We start from the raw sequence: 16,419 nt of genomic DNA, 5'->3' as shown, positions 1-16,419 counted from the left end.
CAGATGAGGGATCCCGTTGCGGCCCAGTGGGTTGGCAGGGCCGAAGGCCGGTATGGGCCCGGCCCCGGGAACATCGTTCATAGTAGGGAGGTCCTGCAAACCGGCGGCGACGCCGCCGCGAACGCCGGAGGGCCAGCGCGCTAATCCAGGTCGGGCCACCAGGTGTGGTCGGAGCCGATGTAGTGGAAGGCGGTGCGGATCTCGGATTCGTCGATGCCTTTGAGGCGGGCCCAGGCCTTCCGGTAGACCTGAAGTTGGAGGGCCGCGTGGCGGGCGGCCTCGCCCTGCGGGGGGCGGCCGGTCTTCCAGTCGACGATGTCGTAGCCGCCGTTCTCGCCGTAGAACACCGCGTCGATGCGGCCGCGCACGATCACGCCGTCGTAGTCGATGACGAACGGGACCTCTTGGGCCGCGATGCGGCGCTGCGACCAGGCCGAGTTCCGGAACGCCTCCTTGAGATGTTCGAGGTCGGCGTCCGGGCCGACCGGGTCGGCCGCGCCCGGCAGGTCGGCCGGGTCGAAGAGGGCGCCGCCGCCGAAGAACTCCTCCACCCAGGTGTGGAACTCCGTGCCGCGCTGGGTCGCCGGGCGCGGCGGCACGGGCATCGGGCGGCGCCGCTCGGCCGCGAACCGCTCCTCGTCCGCTCGCATCGCCATGAGCTGGGACGTCGAAAGCCGCTTCGGGCGCGGCAGCTTCACCACCCCGGACTCGCGTTCCGCGCGCTCGGCGAGCAGCAGCGCGGCCTCCTCGCGCCAGGCCCGCGCCTGCGGGCCCTCCGATCCGGTTTCGTCGGTGACGGCCAGCACCAGGTCCGCGGCGTCAGCGAACGCCTCCTGCCGGGAGCCCAAGGGCGCCTTGCTCGGCCATTCCACCGTGCGAGCGTCCTCTTCGAGCGGGTTGGACGGGCCCGAGTCGGCCCACACCGTGGCCTCCGCGCCCGCCGCCACGGCCTCGGTCAAGTAGGGGGCCGGTTTGCGCGGCTGCCGCCGTTCGGCCTCCCACCAGTACCCGCTCGCCAGCAGTGCCTGCCGCGCGCGGGTCAGCGCCACGTACGCGAGGCGCCGCTCCTCCTCCAGGCGCGCCTCCTCGTCGTCGCGCTTGAACTCCTCGACGGCCGCTTTCACTTCGGAAGGCACCGTGGCGTCGTCCAGGTACAGGGCCGGCAGGTTCACGGCGTCCCCGCGCAGCGGGTACGGCAGCCGCGCCGCATCGCTCACCCACGTCTGGTCGCCCTTCACCTTCCCCGGCAGGATGCCCTCGCACAGGCCCGGCACCGCCACCACGTCCCACTCCAGGCCCTTCGCGGCGTGCACCGTGAGCAGCTGCACCACCCCGCCGGCCGGGGACGCGCCCTCCACCGTGAGGCCCCGCTCGCGTTCGGCCGCGGTCTCCAGATAGGACAGGAACCCGGGGATGCTGGCCCCGCTCGTGTCGTTCTCGTAGGCCGCCGCGACGTCGATGAACTCGTCCAGGTTCGACAGGTCGCCGTGGTGGAGCATCACCTCGACGTCCAGCCCCGAATGCGCGATCACATCGCCCACCACGTCGGGCAGGCTCTGCCCCAGGCGCCCGCGGATCCACGCCAGCTCTTCGTGCAGCTGCGCGAACCGCAGGTACCCCAGTGCCGAGTACCGCTCCGCCGGGCCCGGGTCGGCCAGTGCGTCCGCCAGGGACGCCTCGGCTTCGCGTCCCGCGTCCGGTTCGAATCCGCGCGTGTCGGGGGCGAGTTCGCGGGCGCGCGCCCACAGGCCGGCGATGTCGCGGGGCCCGATGCGCCACCGGTTCCCGGCGAGGAGGCGCATGAGCGAGGGCCCGTCTGTCGGGTCGGCCGCGGCTCTGAGCATCGCGACCGCTTCGGCCACTTCGGGATGGAACAGCAGGCCGAGTGAGCCGACCACTTCGACGGGCAGGCCGGCGGCCGTGAGGGCGCGGTGCAGGGCCGGGATCTGGCGGCGCTTGCGCACGAGGACGGCGGCTTCGACGGGCTTGGCGGCGTCGCCGTGCTCGGCCCGCCGTTGGTCTTCGATCGAGGAGCGGATCACGGCGAGGTTCGCGGCGAGCCAGTCGGCTTCGTCGGCGGCGGTGAGGTGCATGGCGGCCCGCACCAGGCCGGGGCCGTCGACGCCCGCTTCGAGGGGCCGGATGTCGCCCGCGCGCAGGGGCTCGGAGACCCGGTTGGCGACGGCGAGGATCTCGGCGCGGTTGCGCCACGACTTCGTCAACTCGACGCGGGACGCGGGGAGCCCTGCGGGCGTGGGGAAGTCGGTGGGGAAGCGCAGGAGCGTGCCGGCGGAGGCGCCGCGCCAGGAGTAGATCGACTGGTTCGGGTCGCCCACGGCCGTGACGGGGTGGCCGCCGCCGAACAGGTCGCGCAGGAGCGACACCTGCGAGTACGAGGTGTCCTGGTATTCGTCGAGGAGGACGACGCGCCAGCGTGCGCGCTCGCTCTTGATGATCTCGGGCGCGCCCGCGACCAGTTGCGCGGCGAGGGAGAGCTGGTCGGCGAAGTCCATGACGCCGAGTTCGCGTTTGCGCCGGTCCCAGGATTCGACGAGCGGCAGCAGCTGCTCCCGCTTGCGCCGCAAGGACATCAGTGCCCGGAACTGGTCGTTGGACTGCCGTGAGCCCTGGCGTTCGGCGAGCGTCTCGGCGAGTTCGCGGTCGAACGCGCGCAGGTCGTCGCCGTCGCGGAGGTGCTCGGCGAGCTGCCCTGCGAGCTGCAGCACCTGCTCGGTGACCTTGTCGACGCCCACGTCGAACTCGCTCATCGGGCCGTCCCACGCGCACACCAGGTCCCGCGCGATCTGCCAGCGGCCGGTGTCGGTGATGACCCGCGTCCCCGGTTCGATCCCGATGCGCAGTCCGTGCTCGGCGACGAGGCCGCCGGCGTAGGCGTTGTACGTGGAGACGGTGGGCTCGCCGTGGAGGTCGGCGAGTTCGGGGATCGATTCGGTGAGGCGGCGCAGCTTGTCGCGGACGCGGGCGGCGAGTTCGGCCGCGGCCTTGCGCGTGAAGGTGAGGCCGAGGAGGTGCTCGGGCCGGACGACCCGGTTGGCGATGAGCCACACGACCCGGTCGGCCATGGTGGTGGTCTTGCCCGAGCCGGCGCCCGCGACGACGAGCATCGGGTCGGGCCCGGCCTCGATCACCGTGGCCTGCTCGGGGGTCGGGGTGGGCGTGCCGAGTCGGTTGGCCAGGCCGACGGCCGTGTAGCGGGGTGCGGGGCGCTCACTCATCGGTCACCTGTCGTCCCTCGTCGGCGATCGGGCAGCACCGCTTGACCGAGCAGGTCTCGCATCTGCTGGTGTTGCGGGCCTCGAACACCGACCCGGCCATGCGCAGGGCCGTGTCCTCGGCGAGTTCGCGCGCCCAGTCCGGGTTCTCGTGCTCGCCGAGCGGGCCCTGCTCGCGGGCGACGGCGGTGGCGCCCTTCGCGTTCGGGTACACGAGTTCGGCCCCGCCCGGCTCGGAGCCCTCCTCGAACGCGCCCTCGCTGATGGCCAGCTGGTAGATCCCCAGCTGCGGGTTGGTCTGCGCCTCGGCTCTGGTGACCGCGCTCTTGCCGGTCTTGAGGTCGACCACGTAGAGGCGGCCGGCGGCGTCGCGTTCGAGCCGGTCGATCTGGCCCGACATGACCACCTCGACGCCGGGCGGGCCCAGTTCGAGCTTGACGCGGAAGGAGCGTTCGGCGCCGACGAGCTCCCTGCGGTTGGCGCTGAGCCATTTCGCGAACCGTTCGACGGCGCCGGAGACGCGCTGGCGCTGCTGCTCGGCGTGCCAGGGCGCTTCGAACGGGAGGCGGTCGAAGTGCTCGCCGACGACCTGCTCCATCACGGTCTTCGGGTCGGCGGCGGGGTCGACGGTGACGGCTTCGGCGGCGGCGTGGAGGAGGGTGCCGAGGTGGCGGGGGAGGAGGTCGCCGGAGTCGCCGCCGTGGGCTTCGAGGACCCACCGGAGCCCGCACTGCTGGGTCTTCTCCACTTGGGACGGTGAGATGCGGATGGTCTCCCCGGCGAGCGCGAGCGCCCGTTCGTCCGAGACGGCCGCGAGGCCCCACCACTTGGCCGGGTCGGCCCCGGGGACGCCGGATTCGGCGAGCCGCCGCAGGGCCGCGGCGGCCGCGTCGCGTTCGGCGTGGCCGGAGTCGACCACGGCCTCGCGCAGCCGCGCGGTGAGCGCGGCCAGGCTCAGCGGCCGCCCACGGCGCGGGGCGGCGGCGGGCTCGACGCCGAGTTCGGCGCTGAACCGGCTCGGTTGCGCCTCTTCGGAGTCCACGGCGGTGACGAGCAGGCGCAGGCGGGCGCGGGTGCACGCGCTGTAGAACAGGCGCCGCTCCTCGTCGAGGAGCTGCGCCACCTGGTCGACGTCGGCGCGCCCGTCGATCACGTCGACGAGCGCTTCGGCCCCGAGGAGGGACCCGCGCGGCCGCAGGTTCGGCCAGGCGCCTTCCTGCGCGCCCGCGACGACCACGAACTCCCAGCGGCGCCCGTGCGCGGCGTGCGCGGTCGTGAGGGTCACGGCGTCGCCCAGTTCCGCACGCGCGGAGAGGAAGTCGCCGGGGAGCTGCTGGTGGAGCACGTGCTCGCAGAAGACCTCGACGCCCGCGCCGGGCTGCTTCTTCTCGTAGTCGGCGGCGAGGTCGAACAGCGCGATCACGGCGTCGAGCTCGGCGTCGGCGCGCTGCGCCCGCCGGTCGCCCGAGAGCGCGCGCCGCCGCAGGCGCTCGCTCATCGAGGAGGCCTCCCAGACCGCCCACAGGGTGCCGCTCAGACCGGTGCCTTCCTTGGCGGCCTTGAAGAGCGCGCCGAGGCGGCGCGCGGGCTCGGCCCAGTCCTCGTCGGGCAGCGCCGCCGTGCGCTCGGGGTCGCGGAGGGTCTCCACGAGCAGGTCCGCGCCGGGGGAGAAGTTGTCGGCGGCGACCGCCAGCCGCCGCAGCTCCTGGCGCAGGCGGCGCTCCTCGAACGGGTCCGCGCCGCCGAACGAGGAGTGCAGGAGCCCGGCGGCGTTCGACTCGTCGAGCCGTTCGCGTCCGCGCCCGACCAGGACGAGGTGCAGGAGGTTGCGCACGGTGGGGTGCGCGGGCAGCGGCACGTCGTCCGCGGCCTGGCGGGTCGGCACGCCCGCGTGCTGCATGGCGCGGCGCAGGCGCGGGATCTCCGACGCCGATTTGACGACGACCGCCATGTCCCCGTAGGGGATCGCGTCGAGCAGGTGCGCGCGGCGCGCGACGTCGGCGAGGTACACGGCCTCGCGGGTGGGCGAGGGCAGGTAGACCACGTCGACGCGGCCCTGCTCCTCGGAGGCGGTGCCGCGCTTGCGGTCCCGGTCGTGCCCGCGCAGCCGGCGCGACAGCACGGTGGTGGCGGCGAGGGGCGCGAGCGCGACGTCGTGCGCGTCGTCCAGCTGCACCGTCGGCGCTTCGGCGCCGCCGGGCCCGGTGAAGCGGAACGGGAAGTCCCGCAACGACTCCGGATCGCCGCCCTGGTAGCCGAACACGGCCGAGTCCGGTGTGCCGGCGGCGACGAGGTTCGCGCCGTCCCCGGCGAGGAGTTCGAGGAGCCGCAGGTGCGCGGGCGTGGCGTCCTGCAGGTCGTCGACGAACACCCAAGCGGGTCTGGGGAACAGTGTGGGATCGCGGCGCAGCGCGGCCCCGGCGGCGCGGACGATCTCGGCCGAGTCGTACAGGGCGCTCGACATCGACTGGAGCGCAAGGGTGGTCACGTACCGGTCGTAGAACCGCGCCGCCGCGATCCACTCGGGACGGTCGTGCTCGCGGCCGAGGCGGGTCAGTTCGGGCGCGGACAGGCCGCGTTCGCCGCAGCGGAGCACGAGGTCGCGCAGCTGCTGCGCGAACGCGTAGGTGCGCACGGCCTCGTCGAAGCCGGGCGGCCACGCGAAGTCCTCGCCTTCGAGCATGGACCTGATGAGCGCGTCCGCTTCGGGGCCGGTGAGCAGGCGCGGCTCGTCGCGGCCCGCGGCGACCGCCGCGGCGCGCAGCAGCGCGAACGCGAACGCCGCGAACGTGTAGACGCCGACCTCGGCGGCCGAGCGCCCGGCCGTGGCCGTGTTCAGCCGCATGCGCAGGTAGGCGGTGTCCTGGCGGCGCAGGCCGAACACGAGGATCGAGGCCGGGTCGACCCCGGCCTCGACTTTCGCGGCGACCGCGCGCAGCAGCGCCTCGGTCTTCCCGGTCCCTGGCCCGCCTCGCACCAGCAGCGGCCCGGAGGCGTGCTCGACCACCGCCTGCTGCCGGGGGTCGAGCGCGAATCCCGGCTCGGCCGCGGCGGGCGGATCCGTGAACTCATACCGAAGGTCGGACACGCACCCTATGGAACCACGGCCCCACGACAATTCCGGCGGCCCGGTGCGGTCGGACCGGCCGCGTCGGGCCGGGACCCCTCCCGCGCCGCGTGCGCTACAACGGAGGCCACTTCGAGAGGAGCCCTCATGGACAACGCGTCGACGCCGGTGGTCGAGGTCCGCTACAAGACCGGGTACTCGGTCACCCAGATCGTGGTCGGCGGCGTATTCCTGGCCGCCGGCTGCTTCTTCGCCGGGATTCCGGGAAGCACCGAAAGCGGCATGATGATCGTGGTCGCCGGGGCGATCCTGCTGATCTTCGGCCTCCTCGCCCTCAAACGGCCCTATTGCAGCTTCGATCCCGCCGAGGGCGCGCTGTACCTGCACCCGTTGATCGGCGGCCGCAGCCGCCCCATCGGCGCGCCCCGCGGCGAGCGGCTCTACCTCGACGGCGACGAGCTCAAACGCGTCACCGCGGACGGCAAGGAGCGGGCCCTCAAGCTGGGCTTCGCCGCGAACGCCGAAGACCTCGCCCGGCTCAAAGCCGCAGTGGACGCCGGTGCCGGGAGCCCGTGAGCTCCCGGCACCGGCGGTGGGTGTTCCGTTCGGCTAACTGAAGTGGAGGTCCCGGCGCCGCGCCCCGGCGTAGCCCAGGACGGCGAGACCCGCGGCGGCGACGACCAGCGCGGCGACCGGCAGCCACTCGACGTCCGCGGCCGGGTACCGCGCGATGTGGTCGAACGGCGAGATCGCCGTCGCCCAGCCCGGCATGTCCAGCAGCTGCCCGAAGTAGGCCACCACGAAGGCGTACACCCACGCGAGCCAGCGCAGCCAGCCCGCGCGCGGCAGCCACGCGTAGGCCGCGAACGCGAACGCCGTCAGCGTCCACACGGCCGGCAGCTGCAGCAGCGAGGCCCCGAGGATCTCGCCGAAGAACGCGGAGTCGCCGGTGGAGGCGCTGCCCGTGGACGCCAGGAACACGCCGCCGACGACGACCGCGAGCGTCGAGGTGAACAGGGCCGCGGGCAGGTACGAGCCCGGCCAGCCGGTGCGCGGCACCGCCGAGGCGGCGAGGAGCTCGCCGCGCCCGCCGGTCTCCTCGCGGCGGGCCCGGCCGATCACGAGGAGGCCGAACAGCGTGGCGAAGAGCGCGTCGATGACGCTGATGGTCGAGGCGAAGTTCTGCTCGATCGAGGCCCCGCCCTGGTTGATCACCTGACGCTGCGCCTCGGAGAGCGTTTCGAGCATGTCGTCGGCGCTGCCGACCACCGAGCCGTACGCCGCGCCCAGCAGCATCATGGTGATCGCGCCGGTCCAGATGACGCCCCGGTTGAGCCGGAACGTGAGCGGGCCGACCCCGCTCAGGCCCGGCTTGGCCTCGGCGCGCCCGGCGCGGGCGTTCGTCATGCCCTGCCCGAAGTCGCGGTGCGTGACCAGCGTGAACGCGAGCCAGATCAAGAGCACTGCGGCGCCCGCGGAGAGCAGGAGCGGCCACCAGCGCTGCTCGGGGGTGAACACGAACGTCTCCTGGGACCAGCCGAGCAGTGAGAACCAGATGGCGCCGTTCTCCTGCGCGCTGCCGACCCCGCCCATGAGCACGGAGAGGCCGATCACGCCGAAGGCGAGCCCGTTCGCGCTCGAGGCGTACCCGGCGAGCTGCACGGCCACGGCGGTGACCGCGGCGAAGACGATGCCGATGGCGCTGTGGGCGAGCCCGTACAGGAGTGCGCCTTCGGCGTCGGCGTCCGGGACGCCGAGCATCGTCAGCGCCAGGAGCAGGCCCAGTGCGAGTGAGGCGGTCACGGCGAGCAGCATCGCGGCGGCCAGGTCGGCGCGCCGGCCCACCGGCAGGGAGCGGATGACCTCCAGGCGGGAGGTCTCCTCGTCGGCGCGGGTCACCCGCGAGACCAGGAGGACGAACATGACCGCCGTGAGCGCCCCGGTCCACAGCAGCATGTTGTGCGCGAACATCGCCGCGGTGCTCTGGGCGTAGGCCTCGATGTACTCGACCGGGCCGGTCATCGACCGCATCGCGGGGGTGTTGACGGTGGTGGCGTACTGCGCGCGGTCGGCGGCGGTCGGGTACAGCCCGGGGAAGGACCCGGCCATGAGCCAGGTGCCGCCCACGAGCCCGGTGAACCAGCCGATGAGGAAGACGCGGGTGCGGCGGGCCTGGAAGCGCAGGAGCTTGCCGGTGCCGGCGAGGGTGCCCAGGCCGTCGTCGAGTTCGGCGACCGCGGTGGTCATGATGCGGCGCCTTCCCCGTTCGGCACGCCCGAGGCGGCGAGCTCGTCGCCGTAGAAGCGCAGGAAGATCTCCTCGAGCGACGGCGGCTCGCAGGTGAGTCCGGCGACGCCGGCGACGGCGAGCTGGGCGAGGACCTCGTCGAGCGCGGCGGTGTCGATGCTGCACTCGATGTCGAGGCCGTCGGTCTTGAGGTCGTGGACGCCTTCGTGGTCGCCGAGGCCGCGCACGGGGTTCTTGAGGGTGGCGCGCAGGCGCGAGCGCGAGAAGTGCCGCATCTGGGCGAGGGTGCCGGTCTCGACGATGACGCCCTTGCGGATGATGCTCACCCGCTCGCACAGCGCCTCGACCTCGCTCATGATGTGGCTGGAGAGGAGCACGGTGCGCCCGGCGGCCGAGGCCTCCTTCACGCATTCGTTGAAGACCGCTCCCATGAGCGGGTCGAGGCCGGAGGTGGGCTCGTCGAGCAGGAGCAGGTCGACGTCGGCGGCGAACGCGGCGACGAGCGCGACCTTCTGCCGGTTGCCCTTGGAGTAGGAGCGGCCCTTCTTGCGCGGGTCGAGGTCGAAGCGCTCGAGCAGCTCGTCGCGCTTGGCCTTGTCGATGCCGCCGCGCAGGCGGCCGAGGAGGTCGATGGTCTCGCCGCCGGTGAGGCCGGGCCAGAGGGCGACGTCGCCGGGGACGTACGCGAGGCGCTTGTGGAGGGTCGCGGCGTCCTTCCAGGGGTCGGCGCCGAAGAGTTCGGCGCGGCCCTCGTCGGAGCGGAGCATGCCGAGGAGGACGCGGATGGTGGTGGACTTCCCGGCGCCGTTCGGTCCCAGGAAGCCGTGGGTCTCCCCTTGGGCCACTTCGAGGTCGAGGCGGTCGAGGGCGGTCACGTGGCCGAAGCGCTTGACCAGGCCCTCAGTGCGGATCACTGCGTTCATCGGCTCAAGCTATCACAGTTTTCATGAATTTGTAAAACTTATGGTGACTCCGGCTATCATGTTGGCACGTGCAGCCGACGACGGGGGATCGATGGAACAGGGCACCGACCGCAAGGCCCTCCTTGATTACGTGGAGCAGTTCGCCGGGCTCCTCATCGCCAGCGGCCTCCAGCGCATGTCGGCGCGGGTCTTCTCGTACATCCTGGTCGACGACGCCGACACCTACACCGCCGCGGAGGTCGCCGAAGGGCTCGGCATCAGCCTCGCCGCCGTCTCCGGCGCAGTCCGCGAGCTGACCACGGCCGGGCTGCTCATCAAGGGCCGCCGCGCCTCCACCCGCGCCGACGTCTACCGCCTCAACGACGACGACATCTGGGGCTCGATCATGCTCGACCGCAGCCCGATCATCGACCGCTACCGCGATCTCGCGGTCTTCGGCATCGAGACCCTGCCCGACGGCCCCGGCCGCGACCGCCTCGTCCAGACCGCCGCGTTCATGGAGTTCGTCGACCACGAGATGGCCCTCATGCGCGAGCGCTGGAACGAGCGCCGCGACCAGCTGTGCGCCACCTACGTCGAGCGCCGCAGAAGCGCGCCGCCGCGATAGTGACGAGCCATACCGCTCCGGTATGCTGCTAGCCTGACCGCCCCGATCAGAAGAACCCTGGAGGAAGCCGACGTGGCCGACGACACCAGCAGCTCCGATGCGGATGCGACCGCTGAAAAGGGTCGTCCCACTCGCAAGCAGGGCGAGAAGACCGCGTCGCGCAACCCCGCCAAGCGCCTCGGCCGCTTCCTCAAAGAGGTCGTCGAGCAGCTGCGGAAGGTCGTCTACCCGACCCGCCGCCAGCTCATCACCTACTCCATCGTGGTCCTGGTCTTCGTCGGCATCGTGATGGCCTACATCGGCGGCCTCGACCTGCTCTTCGGCGACCTCGTCAGCCGGGCCTTCGGCGTCGACTCCTAGCGCCGCGCACACTTCGCCCCGCCCGCCGATGCGGCGGGCGGATTGCGTGACCTGCGCCGGTTCGCCGGTGCCTGAGGCGCGCCGCCGTCCCGAGCGGCTACCCTAGTGGGTATGACGCGCGCCGGTTTTCGACGGCGCGCGACTTCACAGGCGGGGATCGCCGCATCCGAAGACCCGGTCGAGCACCGGTTCGGTCGAGGTTCGGTCGAGAGCACCGCCGCAGAGAATCAGTCGCAGTACCTCGCCGTTGCGAGGTCGAGCCGGAATGAGAGTTGAGCGTGTCTGAGTTCGACGAGGCCCTGAAGGTCGAGGTCGCGGCGCAGGCTGCCGCGGCGCAGGTCGCGGACGTCGAAGCGGAGCCTACGACCGACGAGGACGCCGTTCCCGGCGAGCCCGAGGTCGACCCGGCGGAGGCGCTCCGCGCCAAGCTGCGCTTCGCGCCCGGCGAGTGGTACGTGCTGCACTCCTACGCCGGCTTCGAGAACCGCGTGCGCTCCAACCTGGAGAACCGGATCCAGTCCTTCGACATGGAGGACTACATCTACCAGATCGAGGTCCCCACCCACACCGAGGTGGAGATCAAGAACGGCAAGCGCTCGAAGGTGGAGGCCAAGGTCTTCCCCAGCTACGTGCTCGTCCGCATGGAGATGACCCCGGAGTCGTACTCGGTCGTGCGCAACACGCCCGGCGTGACCGGCTTCGTCGGCGTCGTCGACCGCACCGACCGCCCCAGCCCGCTCCCGCTCGACGAGGTCATCCAGTGGCTGCTCCCGCCGGAGCAGAAGCCCAAGGACGAGACCCAGGGCGAGTCCGGCGGCGGCGACGTCGACATCAAGGTCGACTTCACCGAGGGCGAGTCCGTCACGGTCGTGGACGGCGCGTTCGCCTCCATGCCGGCCACCATCGCCGAGATCAACGCCGAGCAGCAGAAGCTCAAGGTGCTCGTCTCGATCTTCGGCCGCGAGACCCCGGTCGAGCTGAACTTCAACCAGGTCTCGAAGCTGTAGCACGAGCTACAGCTCACATACCTCCTTCAGAGTGCCCGCCACCTGGGCGAGTACCCTGGATGAGTTGCGCGCAGGCCGCTGGCGTGCGCGCGCATGTTAGGCGGGGGCGCAAGCCTCTGCACAGCCCAGGATCAAGAGAAGGACACGATGGCTCCCAACAAGAAGGCCGTTGTGACGTTCAAGCTGGAGCTCGCGGGTGGCCAGGCCACCCCGGCCCCGCCGGTGGGTCCCGCCCTCGGCCAGCACGGCGTCAACATCATGGAGTTCTGCAAGGCCTACAACGCGGCCACCGAATCCCAGCGCGGCGAAGTCCTCCCCGCTGAGATCACGGTGTACGAGGACCGTTCGTTCACGTTCGTCCTCAAGACCCCGCCGGCCGCCAAGCTCCTGCTCAAGGCCGCCGGTGTCGCGAAGGGCTCTGGCGAGCCCCACCGCGTCAAGGTCGGCAAGGTGACCCAGGCCCAGGTGCGCGAGATCGCGGAGAAGAAGCTCCCCGACCTCAACGCCAACGACCTCGACGCCGCGTCGCTCATCGTCGCGGGCACCGCCCGCTCCATGGGCATCACGGTCGAATAGCACCGTCGAATAAGCCGGAGCGTCTGCCGAGCGATCGGCCGTCACCGTTACCAACCCAGTGGAGGGGCGCGCGCCCGCCCTCACCACGACATCCGAAGGATGGAACATGAAGCGCAGCAAGAAGTACACCGACCTCGCCAAGAAGGTCGACCGCAACCAGCTCTACGCGCCCGCCGAGGCGACCGAGCTGGCCAAGGAGACCTCGCCGACCAAGTTCGACGCCACCGTTGAAGTCTCCATTCGACTCGGCGTCGACCCCCGTCAGGCCGACCAGCTGGTCCGCGGCACCGTCGCCCTGCCCCACGGCACGGGCAAGACCGTCCGCGTCATCGTCTTCGCCGAAGGCGACAAGGCCGAGGCCGCCGTCAACGCCGGCGCCGACGAGGTCGGCTCCGACGAGCTCGTCAAGCGCATCTCCGAAGGCTGGCTCGACTTCGACGCCGCCGTCGCCACGCCCGACCAGATGGCCAAGATCGGCCGGATCGCGCGCATCCTGGGCCCGCGCGGTCTCATGCCGAACCCGAAGACCGGCACCGTCACTCCCGACGTCGCCAAGGCCGTCACGGAGATCAAGGCCGGCAAGATCTCGTTCCGCGTCGACAAGCACGCGAACCTGAACCTGCCGATCGGCAAGACCAGCTTCACCGCTGAGCAGCTCGTCGAGAACTACAACGCCGCCCTCGAAGAGGTGCAGCGCTTGAAGCCCGCCAGCTCCAAGGGCGTGTACCTCAAGAAGACGGTGATCTCCACCACCATGGGCCCGGGCATCCCGGTCGACCCGCAGGCGGTCAAGATCAAGTAAGCGCCGCAAGGTGTGACGTGGCCCCAGTGCAGGCTCCTGCGCTGGGGCCGCGCTCGTGCCACGTGCTAATTTAGAGGCCACAACCCAAAGACCGTTCGGTTACCGCCTTGTGCGGTTGTAAACCACCCGGAACCGACGTAGGGCGACTACTCGAAGCGACCATGGTGTGGGCCAACTCGTTGGCCTCAGGTCCCAGTGATGAGGCGTCCCGCAGGGGCGCCTTCTTTGTTTGTCGCCTCCGCGAACGGTTGAGGATTGATCAGCCGAGAAAGGAGGGAATTATGGCTGAACGGGAATACCCGGCGGGTAAGCAGACCGCCATCGCCGAACTCGCCCAGGACTTCTCCAACGCGAACGCCACGGTGCTCACCGAGTACCGCGGCCTCACTGTTGCAGAACTCCGCGAGCTGCGGCGTTCCCTCGGCGAGGGGACGCGCTACCGCGTCGCGAAGAACACCCTTGCCAAGCGCGCTGCCAACCAGGCCGGCGTCAACGGCCTGGACGAGCTGTTCGTCGGCCCCACCGCGATCACCTTCATCGAAGGCGACCCGGTGGAAGCCGCGAAGAGCCTCCGCGCCTTCGCCAAGACGCACGAAGCCCTGGTGATCAAGGGCGGTTACATGGAGGGCAAGCCCCTCACCGTCGATGAGATCACCAAGCTCGCCGACCTCGAGTCGCGCGAAGTGCTGCTGGCCAAGCTGGCCGGCGCGATGAAGGCCACCGCGCAGAAGACCGCCTCCGTGCTCGCCGCCCCTGCCTCGCAGGTGGCCCGGCTCGGTGCGGCGCTGCAGGACAAGAAGGCGGCCAGTGGGGAGTAACCCCACTAGCCCGAGACTTTAAAGAAAGGACACACCATGGCTAAGCTTTCCACCACGGAACTGCTCGACGCGTTCAAGGAGATGACCCTCCTCGAGGTCTCCGAGTTCGTCAAGGCGTTCGAGGAAGAGTTCGACGTCACCGCCGCCGCTCCGGTCGCCGTTGCCGCCGCTGCCGGCCCGGCCGCCGAAGCCGCTGTCGAGAAGGACACGTTCGACGTCGTTCTCGAGTCTGCCGGCGAGTCGAAGATCAAGGTCATCAAGGAAGTTCGCGGCCTGACCGGCCTCGGCCTCAAGGAAGCCAAGGAGCTCGTCGAGAGCGCCCCCAAGGCTGTCGTTGAAGGCGCGAAGAAGGAAGACGCGGAGAAGGCCAAGGAGGCCCTCGAGGGCGCCGGGGCCACCGTCACCCTGAAGTAATCGCGACCTCCGAGCCGAGGCGAAGCTTGCGAGCCTCGCTTGCAGCGCAGTGAAGGGGCCTCCCAGCCCTTGTACGTGGACCGGGTCCGCACCGCCTTTCCGGCGGCGCGGACCCGGTCTTCTGTGTGCTCCCAAGAGGACCGGGCGGTGCGATGCCCGGCCCGTTTCCGCGTCCTCAAGAAATCTGAGAAGAGTTCCATCCGGGCGCAACGAAACCGGATCATCGCCACGTCTTGCGTGTAGACACACCCACGTACTCAAGGAGATGGACGATGTCCGCAAGGAGATGGGCGGCCGGACTCGGCGGGGCGACAGTGCTCGCGCTGACCGCCGGCTGCGGGATGCTCGGTATCGGCGGCGGCGAAGAGGACAAGTCCGATGAGGACCGTTTGCTCTCGATTCTGAACGAGAGCAACCGCATTGAGTCCGAGCTCGTGACGGCCGAGCACCGCATCGTCCAGAACTGCCTGGAGGAGGCCGGCTTCACCGTCCACGAACCCTACTCCTTCCAGGCCTGGGAGCCGTACGAGCAGGAATCGCTGTCCGGGGGCTACCCGCACGAGGAATTCCTGATCGACCCTGAAGAGGCCAAGGAGTACGGCTTCGGCGCTTGGGCGGACAGTGCCGAGGCCCAGGAGAACGGCGAGGCCGAGGAGTACTGGACCGCCCAAGAGGAGCAGTGGGAAGAGGAAGAAGGCGGCGAGGAGTGGGTCGAGCCCGACACCACCGACTGGGACGCCCTCGACCCCGGTGAGCAGTACGACTGGTACGTCGCCTACCAGGGCGCCGAGTACACCGAGAACATGAACGGCACTCGCGACTCCTATATCTCGATGATGTCCGAGGAGGAGCTCACCGAAGAGGAGTACGAAGCCCTCGAGGAAGGCGCCACCGAAGAGGAGGTCGTCGAGGACGAAGGCGAGATCAGCGTCGAGGAGGAGGAGTACGTCGAGCCCAAGCCCGGCGGCTGCCAGCTCGAGATGATCGAGGCCCTCTACGGCGAGCCCACCCTGGTCGAGGAGACCTTCGAGGACGACGAGGGCGGCAACTACTCCTACTGGACGTACCGCCCCGAGAACCCGACGTACGGCACCGGCGAAGAGGACACGATGTACGACGGCATCAACGCCGAGTACGCCGCCGCCATGGGCGACCTCCAGAGCAAGTACCTCGACTGCATCACCGAGCGCGGCTACGCGGACTTCGACTTCGACGAGTGGGGCAGCCTGCCGGTCCGCATGTGGCTCAACGAGATCTACTACGACGGCGTGCCCGAGGACGAGCGGATGGTCTCCTACGGCGACAGCGACATGGAGCTCCCGGCGCTGCCCGACGACATGCCCGCCGACTACGCGGCCAAGAAGGCCTTCGAGATCCAGACCGCGGTCGACTTCGGCGAATGCGGCGAGGAGACCGGCTACGCCGACGCCTCCGAGAAGGCCTACGACGAGGCCAGCGTCGAGGCCTACGTCGCCGTTGAAGACGAGCTCTACGCCTGGCAGCAGGACATGCAGGACGCGCTGACCAAGGCCCAGGAGATGCTCGACCAGTAAAAGCCACCTCTCTATCGGGGAAGAAAGGCCCGGGCCGCGCAGATGGGGCGCAGCCCGGGCCGCCCTGTGTCCGCCGTGCGACGACTGCCCCGATGAGCCCGCGTCACCTTTGCGGCGCGGGCTCGTTGTACACCTCGAGGCGGCCGGCCGTTCGCGGACCGGACGCCCCGAAGGTGCGAGGCCGGGACGCCGCATTGCGGCCGGTACCGGAACGCGCGAGTGCTCCGGCACCGGCGGCAGGCGACGCAAAGGCGTCCCGCGCCCGCACCGAACCCGCCTTCACGCCGCGCGGTCGTCCGCCCGATGCCCCGTGGACGCTCGGACCGGCCCGAGCGGCCGGCAACGGCTCGCGGTCGGCTGCGCCGCCAGGCCGACCCCCGGGCGCCGGCGCCCGGCGCGACACGCCCGGGTGCCGAAGCTTGTGCGTCCCTTTGCAACGGCCGCCCGCGCCGGTGCCGTCCGGCCCTCCGCGCCCGCCCGCGGCCCCGCTGCGCTGGGATTCGCCCGCCCGCAGCGGCCCGCCGCAACGCCGCTTCACGCGCTGGGGCCGAAGGGGCGCATCCGGGCGAATTAGACGCCTGACTTGACGAACTGTGACTTGATCCTGCAAACTAGTTCCTCAAGCGCCACTGCGTGGCGCGCGCTACGTTCGCCCCCACCGGGCCGGTCCCGGCACCGCGGACGGAGCGCCAGGGCCGCCGCGGGGCGGCCCGGAGGCAGGACTGAACCGGCGAGCGTGCGAACCGGACTCGGAGCGATGTACGGAAGGAACTTCGGCAGCGGGAGAGATTGTCGTCACCCCTGACCCCACC

General features: G+C 70.9%; 13 protein-coding genes. 9 read left to right on the top strand and 4 right to left on the bottom strand.

Translation table 11 applies throughout. The features are described 5' to 3' along the window. Positions 1–140 precede the first annotated feature (140 nt). Both AB0I03_RS12300 and AB0I03_RS12295 read right to left on the bottom strand, forming a co-directional pair. Positions 141–3,236, bottom strand: a complete 3,096-nt coding sequence (locus AB0I03_RS12300) for a UvrD-helicase domain-containing protein (RefSeq protein WP_360410702.1) — start codon at positions 3,234–3,236, stop codon at positions 141–143. Beyond that, the gene (locus AB0I03_RS12295) at positions 3,229–6,321 is read right to left on the bottom strand and encodes an ATP-dependent DNA helicase (RefSeq protein ID WP_360410699.1); all 3,093 of its coding nucleotides are present in this window, start codon (positions 6,319–6,321) and stop codon (positions 3,229–3,231) included. The genes AB0I03_RS12300 and AB0I03_RS12295 overlap by 8 nt, the downstream gene beginning before the upstream one ends. Positions 6,322–6,447: 126 nt before the next feature. On the opposite strand from AB0I03_RS12295, the gene AB0I03_RS12290 reads away from it, so the two are divergent. Next, the gene (locus AB0I03_RS12290) at positions 6,448–6,876 is read left to right on the top strand and encodes a hypothetical protein (RefSeq protein ID WP_360410696.1); all 429 of its coding nucleotides are present in this window, start codon (positions 6,448–6,450) and stop codon (positions 6,874–6,876) included. A gap of 33 nt (positions 6,877–6,909) precedes the next feature. Here AB0I03_RS12290 and AB0I03_RS12285 read toward each other — a convergent pair whose 3' ends face one another. Together AB0I03_RS12285 and AB0I03_RS12280 are read right to left on the bottom strand one after the other, a co-directional pair. After that, a complete protein-coding gene (locus AB0I03_RS12285) occupies positions 6,910–8,547 on the bottom strand; it encodes an ABC transporter permease (protein WP_360410693.1) in 1,638 nt (545 codons plus the stop codon). Next, positions 8,544–9,470 (bottom strand): ABC transporter ATP-binding protein, encoded by a 927-nt coding sequence (locus tag AB0I03_RS12280; protein ID WP_360410690.1) that lies wholly within the window; start codon positions 9,468–9,470, stop codon positions 8,544–8,546. The genes AB0I03_RS12285 and AB0I03_RS12280 overlap by 4 nt, the downstream gene beginning before the upstream one ends. A gap of 58 nt (positions 9,471–9,528) precedes the next feature. Between AB0I03_RS12280 and AB0I03_RS12275 the strand changes: the two genes are divergently transcribed. From AB0I03_RS12275 to AB0I03_RS12240, 8 genes are all read left to right on the top strand, one after another. Then, positions 9,529–10,077, top strand: coding sequence for a MarR family transcriptional regulator (locus AB0I03_RS12275; protein WP_360410687.1), 549 nt, complete (start codon positions 9,529–9,531; stop codon positions 10,075–10,077). 72 nt (positions 10,078–10,149) lie between these two features. Continuing rightward, positions 10,150–10,437, top strand: a complete 288-nt coding sequence (gene secE / locus AB0I03_RS12270; protein WP_360410684.1) for a preprotein translocase subunit SecE — start codon at positions 10,150–10,152, stop codon at positions 10,435–10,437. Between the two features lie 299 nt (positions 10,438–10,736). Next, positions 10,737–11,444 (top strand): transcription termination/antitermination protein NusG, encoded by a 708-nt coding sequence (gene nusG, locus AB0I03_RS12265; RefSeq protein WP_360411072.1) that lies wholly within the window; start codon positions 10,737–10,739, stop codon positions 11,442–11,444. Between the two features lie 147 nt (positions 11,445–11,591). Continuing rightward, complete coding sequence (gene rplK / locus AB0I03_RS12260) at positions 11,592–12,020, top strand: 50S ribosomal protein L11 (protein ID WP_136528430.1); 429 nt, start codon at positions 11,592–11,594, stop codon at positions 12,018–12,020. 106 nt (positions 12,021–12,126) lie between these two features. Further along, on the top strand, positions 12,127–12,822 hold the full coding sequence (rplA, locus tag AB0I03_RS12255) for a 50S ribosomal protein L1 (protein WP_360410681.1): 696 nt from the start codon (positions 12,127–12,129) through the stop codon (positions 12,820–12,822). Between the two features lie 281 nt (positions 12,823–13,103). Next, a complete protein-coding gene (gene rplJ, locus AB0I03_RS12250; RefSeq protein WP_360410678.1) occupies positions 13,104–13,640 on the top strand; it encodes a 50S ribosomal protein L10 in 537 nt (178 codons plus the stop codon). A 36-nt stretch (positions 13,641–13,676) separates the two neighbouring features. Continuing rightward, the gene (gene rplL / locus AB0I03_RS12245) at positions 13,677–14,054 is read left to right on the top strand and encodes a 50S ribosomal protein L7/L12 (protein ID WP_270115001.1); all 378 of its coding nucleotides are present in this window, start codon (positions 13,677–13,679) and stop codon (positions 14,052–14,054) included. Positions 14,055–14,326: 272 nt separating this feature from the next. Continuing rightward, entirely contained in the window at positions 14,327–15,607 is a 1,281-nt protein-coding gene (locus tag AB0I03_RS12240; RefSeq protein WP_360410674.1) for a hypothetical protein, read from the top strand. Positions 15,608–16,419 lie beyond the last annotated feature (812 nt).

Source organism: Glycomyces sp. NPDC021274, assembly GCF_040641195.1.
GTDB lineage: Bacteria > Actinomycetota > Actinomycetes > Mycobacteriales > Micromonosporaceae > Glycomyces.
Note: the sequence above shows the minus strand (reverse complement) of the source record. Positions and strands in the feature narration are given on the sequence as shown.

Coding starts and splice junctions, on each gene's coding strand:
- AB0I03_RS12300 (WP_360410702.1), bottom strand. CDS start 3,236: ATGAGTGAGCGCCCCGCACCCCGCTACACGGCCGTCGGCCTGGCCAAC.
- AB0I03_RS12290 (WP_360410696.1), top strand. CDS start 6,448: ATGGACAACGCGTCGACGCCGGTGGTCGAGGTCCGCTACAAGACCGGG.
- AB0I03_RS12285 (WP_360410693.1), bottom strand. CDS start 8,547: ATGACCACCGCGGTCGCCGAACTCGACGACGGCCTGGGCACCCTCGCC.
- AB0I03_RS12280 (WP_360410690.1), bottom strand. CDS start 9,470: ATGAACGCAGTGATCCGCACTGAGGGCCTGGTCAAGCGCTTCGGCCAC.
- AB0I03_RS12275 (WP_360410687.1), top strand. CDS start 9,529: ATGTTGGCACGTGCAGCCGACGACGGGGGATCGATGGAACAGGGCACC.
- rplK (WP_136528430.1), top strand. CDS start 11,592: ATGGCTCCCAACAAGAAGGCCGTTGTGACGTTCAAGCTGGAGCTCGCG.
- rplA (WP_360410681.1), top strand. CDS start 12,127: ATGAAGCGCAGCAAGAAGTACACCGACCTCGCCAAGAAGGTCGACCGC.
- rplJ (WP_360410678.1), top strand. CDS start 13,104: ATGGCTGAACGGGAATACCCGGCGGGTAAGCAGACCGCCATCGCCGAA.
- rplL (WP_270115001.1), top strand. CDS start 13,677: ATGGCTAAGCTTTCCACCACGGAACTGCTCGACGCGTTCAAGGAGATG.
- AB0I03_RS12240 (WP_360410674.1), top strand. CDS start 14,327: ATGTCCGCAAGGAGATGGGCGGCCGGACTCGGCGGGGCGACAGTGCTC.